Origin of the sequence: Bacillus sp. RB3, from assembly GCF_030164735.1 — a bacterium.
Lineage (GTDB): Bacteria > Bacillota > Bacilli > Bacillales > Bacillaceae_G > Bacillus_A > Bacillus_A cereus.
Map to the genome: position 1 here is coordinate 1 of NZ_JASNGE010000072.1, position 5,597 is coordinate 5,597.

Genomic DNA, 5,597 nt, shown 5'->3' on the forward strand with positions numbered 1-5,597 from the left:
GAACTACTTGGTCGCTCATTTGCGACTTCCTTATGTTAACATTTTCATCTTTCAATGTCAACTAAGTTTTTCATTTAGTTTGTCGCTTGCGATGTTATTGTCATCGGCGACTTGTTCTATATTACACCTCTAAAGTATAATCGTCAACACCTTTTTATAAAGAATTTCAATTTAATATTTTTATGCTCTTTTAGCTAGATACGTCTCTATAGGATTTCATTATCGGAGCACACCTTCTGCTTCTCTTTAATTTATTTTTCCAAATATATTCAAGTTAATTTGAACTCTAGACTTAACTTGTGTGGACGTTTTCCTCCAACAAAACTAGCAACCTTATTTTAACAAATACTAGTATATAATTAGAGAGTTGTTGTACTATCAATAAAACTCTATTAGAAGCAGGTGAAGATATGAAAGATATACGTATCCTTATAGCAGACGACGATAAAGAAATCCGAAATTTATTAAAAATATATTTAGAACGAGAATTATACATGGTAGACACTGCAATCAACGGCGAAGAAGCCTTGCATTTATTTAATCAAAATAAATATAACCTCGTTATATTAGATCTTATGATGCCCAAAATAGATGGAATCGAGGTATGTAAAAAACTTAGAGATAAAACTAACGTACCTATATTAATGCTCACAGCTAAAGATCACGAAGTTGATAAAATTTTAGGTTTAAGCATTGGTGCTGATGATTATATTACGAAACCTTTCAGCATTCACGAAGTAATTGCACGAGTAAAAGCTCTTATGCGGCGTTTTTTAGTTCTCGGAAGTAACAATACTGCTCAAGAAAAAACAACTTTATCTTTTAAAGGACTAACTATCAATTTAAATACATACACAGTTCATACAAACAAAGAAGAAATTAGCTTAACCGGAAAAGAATTGGAACTGTTAAAATTCTTTACTTCAAACCCAGGGCAAGTATTTACAAAAACACAGCTCTTCCGAAATGTGTGGGACGATAATTATATAGAAGATGACAATACCGTTATGGTACATATTCGAAAACTTAGAAAGAAAATAGAAATTGACCCTTCCAATCCAAAATTTATTCAGACTATATGGGGAATTGGTTATAAGTTTGTAGGTGAAAAGCTTGAAGACTGATAAAACCCTCTTCCTTATTTCATTACAACTTATCATTTGCGGGATTTTAAACATACAAATGGGCCCAAGATTAAAAATGTCTTTATTTATTATCCTTATCTTAATTACAATTTATCTCTTCTTTTCAAGAATACAATTCATTCAACATCGTAAAGCAATGGATACTAAATTAAGTCGTGTACTAAAAGGAAACTTACAAACGAGATTATTCACAAGCAATGACCACTCATTACATAATATCGTTTTTTCAATAAACGAGCTAATAGCTAAATTAGAGCAGGTTCAGATTGAAGCCAAAAGATCCGAGGAATCCAGAAAACAACTTTTGTCTAGTATCTCCCACGATATACGAACACCACTCACCTCCATAATCGGATATATAGATGCTTTGAAAGACGGAGTTGCTGCTTCTGAAATAGAAAAACAAGAATATCTTAAAATACTCTATATGAAATCAAATAACTTAAAGCACCTAGTTGATGATATATTCAATATGGCGAAGCTAGACGCTAATGAATTTCCACTAAAAGAAGAAGAACTCGACTTTTCTGAAGTTACTAGAGAAGTTTTGATTGAATTTTTACCTGAGCTCTCAAAACATAACATCGAACTGCAAATTCTCATACCAGATTCTACTTGTCCTATCATCGCAGATCATCTAAGCATTATGCGGATTATCGGTAATTTAATGAAAAATGCAATTTATTACGGAAAGGATGGGAAAACAATAGGAGTCGAACTGCTAGAAGCTGATGCAGAATACAAACTTCATATTTGGGATCAAGGCCCTGGTATTCCAAAACATGATTTACAAAACATATTTGAGCGAATGTACCGAAGCGAACAATCAAGAAACTCTTCATTTGGTGGTAGCGGTCTCGGACTCTCTATTTCTAAAGCACTCGTTGAAAAAAATGGTGGGCATATATGGGTTGAAAGTACTCCATGGAAACGAACTACTTTTGGCTTTTCTATTCCAAAACACAATACTTTTAAGAAATAGTTAAGAAATGATTAATATGCAGTTAAGCCTTCCTTTTTATGATGTAAGTAAGAACTTATAGAAAGCAGGTGTCTCCTATAAATACAATTATAAAAACGACTAACCTTACTAAAGTATATGGCAATCAAAAATCAGTAGATAATTTAAATATTAATGTTCAACAAGGAGAGATTTATGGCTTCATAGGCCGCAACGGTGCTGGTAAAACAACAACCATTCGTATGCTGCTTAGTCTTATAAAACCTACAAGTGGAACGATTGAAATATTCGGAGAGAACTTATTCCAAAATCAAAAAGATATTTTAAGCAGAATTGGTTCTATAGTTGAAGTTCCAGGATTTTATGAAAACTTAACTGCAAAAGAAAACCTACTAATTAATGCAAAGATAATTGGGGTTCACAAAAAGAATGCTATCGAAGAAGCATTAGAAATAGTAGGCTTGCAGCATGAGACAAAAAAGTTAGTAGGAAAGTATTCTTTAGGAATGAAGCAACGCTTAGGAATTGCACGCGCTCTTCTCCATTATCCTGAGCTACTCATATTAGATGAACCAACTAACGGACTAGACCCTATTGGTATTAAAGAAATGCGAAAACTTATTCATTCTTTAGCTCAAGAAAGAAATATAACAATACTCATTTCTAGTCACATATTAGCCGAGATAGAACAGTTGGTCGATCGTATCGGAATTATTCATGAAGGAAAGTTACTAGAAGAAGTTTCTCTTGATACGCTGCGCAAAGCAAACCGTAAGTACATAGAGTTTCAAGTGAATAATGACGATAAAGCTGTGATGTTATTAGAAAATCATCTTCAAATTTTTGATTATGAAGTACATGATGAAGGAAATATTCGTATTTACTCTCATTTTGGACAACAAGGATACATAAACAGAACGTTTGTTCTTAATGGTATTGAAGTATTAAAAATGATGATAAGCGAAGATAGACTAGAAGATTATTTCACCAAACTAGTTGGAGGTGGAACAATTGGTTAATCTACTCTATACAGAACTCTTAAAACTAAAACGCTCTAATATGTTTTTAATTAGCATTATTGGTGCTGGTGTCGCACCTTTCTTAGTTGTAGTAGCCTCTTATATACATATAAAAACAAAACAGCCTACTCCAACTATTTGGTTCCATCAATTATTCACTGACGTTAACTTATATACTACTTTAGTTATAGGATTCCCCTTATATGGAGTAGTGGTTGCATATTTGCTTACCCGCGAATATGCAGAAGATACACTGAAAAATTTACTAACTATCCCCGTGTCGCGCATTAGCTTTATTATAAGTAAATTCATCATTCTCTTTCTTTGGATTATGATGCTAACTTTAGTCGCTTGGGCACTTACTTTAATATTAGGGCTATTGGGGAACTTCCCTGGCTTTAACATTTCTTTACTTTTAGGTTCTTTCCTAGAATTTTTAATATGTGGTGGACTTCTCTTTCTATTGTCTTCACCTATTGTGCTACTAACTCTTGTAATGAAGAGCTATGTACCGCCCATTATATTAACAGTCATTATTACAATGACTAATCTTATGCTCGTAAACTCCAAGCATAAAGATTTATTTCCGTGGACCGCTACTCTAGATATCGCAAATAACGAATTACAACCGACATATCCACCAGAGTATTCTTATATCATCATTGCAGTAACGACAATTTCCGGATTTATTGCAACACTATTCTATTTTAAAAAAGTAGACATTCATTAATTTGTAGGAGTGAAACTATGAGCGATATCATTATTGCCTTCATACTCGGTATTGTAGAAGGATTAGCTGAATTTTTACCTATATCCTCTACTGGCCATCTTATATTAGTCGGGCATTTATTAGGCTTTGAGGGAGAAAGAGCGAAAACGTTTGAAATTGTTATTCAGCTAGGCGCAATTTTAGCCATTGCAATTTTATATCATAAACGTCTCGTTTCTTTATGTAATATTAAGCCACTTCTACAGAAAGAAAAAAAATTCAACGCGTTCCATGTATTTCTTGGCGTATTTCCGGCAGTGGTTGCTGGTTTGCTACTACATGATATTATTAAAACATACTTATTCCAGCCATACACTGTTGTGATTGGACTTGTAGCAGGTGCAATTCTTATGCTCTTTGCAGAAGTAAAAAAGAAAGAGGCAGCAGCCTATTCACTGGACGATTTAACATACCGCCAAGCTTTAACAATCGGATTATTTCAGTGCTTAGCAATATACCCTGGCTTCTCTAGAGCTGGCTCTACTATCTCTGGAGGTCTATTAGCAAAAGTAAATTATAAGACTGCATCTGAATTCTCTTTTCTAATAGCTCTTCCTGTAATGATTGGGGCTACAGGCTTAGACTTACTAAAAAGTTGGAAGTATTTAAGTGTCGATGACATCCCTATGTTTGCGGTAGGATTCATTACCTCTTTTATAGTAGCGATGCTAGCGGTAGTAACTTTTCTAAAGCTTTTAGAGAAGATAGGTTTAAAACCTTTTGCGTACTATCGTATTTTGTTGGCTATCTTATTTACGCTTTTCGTATTGCTATAGATTCATATAAGTCACATATTATTAAACTGATATTCAATTTAGAATATCAGTTTTTTCATCTATTTTAACTCTAGTATTACTCACTTCAATATGGCATAGTGATAATAAACTACCATTCATAATCTGAACGTTCTTTAAGTAACTACATCCTTTATCATAAAATGCAATTGAAAAATTAAAGATTCCATATATGTACAGAACATATTTACAAACTATATTCACTCCACATAGTATCTTTTTAATTTGCAACACACCGCTACAACTTTTAAATGAGTACAAAGACATACTAAATAAGTAAGTAAATTTCCTAGGAATTATAAAGAGACTAAATATGAATTAGAGTGAGGTAACGATAAAAATGAATCAATTAGCACAGACATATTGGGATACTTATTGGGGAAACAACAAAAAACCAGAATCTGTTACAGCTTGGCAATTTGGGGATGCCCCTAATTATCTTGCACAACTAGTAATTGACGGTATTAAAACCGCTACATGCTCCGGTCACATTTTTTATGAATTAGAACATGAATCACTACCGACTACTATTGATTATAGTATTATACTCAATAGTAATGATGAACCTGTAGCTATTATTAAGACAATAGAAGTAACTGTAACACCAATGAATGAAGTAAGCGAAGAATTCGCTATCGCTGAAGGCGAAGGAGATCGTACTTATAATTACTGGAGAGACACCCATGTTCGTTTTTTTACAAAGGAACTAAATGAGCTTGGTCTTAATTTCTCTGAAAATATGTTACTCGTCTGTGAGCGTTTTGAACTTGTTGATGTGAACAATAAAGTGAAATTTTAATAAACTGAGATTTACCAGCCATTCTTATTTTTATAAAACACAAAAAAGACGAGTCATTCTGACTCGTCTTAAAGTTGCTTGGCGACGTCCTACTCTCACAGGGACAAGGT

At 33.3% G+C, this 5,597-nt stretch carries 6 protein-coding genes; all 6 read left to right on the forward strand.

Going from position 1 to position 5,597, the window contains the following annotated elements; all coding sequences use genetic code 11:
* Positions 1–410 precede the first annotated feature (410 nt).
* The 6 genes from QO049_RS30225 to QO049_RS30250 all read left to right on the forward strand — a co-directional run bounded on the left by QO049_RS30225 (position 411) and on the right by QO049_RS30250 (position 5,487).
* On the forward strand, positions 411–1,124 hold the full coding sequence (locus QO049_RS30225) for a response regulator transcription factor (protein WP_000651991.1): 714 nt from the start codon (positions 411–413) through the stop codon (positions 1,122–1,124).
* Positions 1,114–2,127 carry a sensor histidine kinase gene (locus tag QO049_RS30230; RefSeq protein ID WP_284489810.1) on the forward strand — a complete coding sequence of 338 codons (1,014 nt, stop codon included), beginning with the start codon at positions 1,114–1,116 and terminating at the stop codon, positions 2,125–2,127. Before QO049_RS30225 ends, QO049_RS30230 begins: the two co-directional genes overlap by 11 nt.
* Before the next feature lie 68 nt (positions 2,128–2,195).
* On the forward strand, positions 2,196–3,125 hold the full coding sequence (locus tag QO049_RS30235) for an ABC transporter ATP-binding protein (RefSeq protein WP_000074580.1): 930 nt from the start codon (positions 2,196–2,198) through the stop codon (positions 3,123–3,125).
* Positions 3,118–3,855, forward strand: coding sequence for an ABC transporter permease (locus QO049_RS30240; RefSeq protein WP_000247716.1), 738 nt, complete (start codon positions 3,118–3,120; stop codon positions 3,853–3,855). Before QO049_RS30235 ends, QO049_RS30240 begins: the two co-directional genes overlap by 8 nt.
* 17 nt (positions 3,856–3,872) lie before the next feature.
* A complete protein-coding gene (gene uppP, locus QO049_RS30245) occupies positions 3,873–4,670 on the forward strand; it encodes an undecaprenyl-diphosphate phosphatase UppP (protein WP_097856749.1) in 798 nt (265 codons plus the stop codon).
* A 358-nt stretch (positions 4,671–5,028) separates the two neighbouring features.
* The gene (locus tag QO049_RS30250; protein ID WP_097856750.1) at positions 5,029–5,487 is read left to right on the forward strand and encodes an ASCH domain-containing protein; all 459 of its coding nucleotides are present in this window, start codon (positions 5,029–5,031) and stop codon (positions 5,485–5,487) included.
* Positions 5,488–5,597 lie beyond the last annotated feature (110 nt).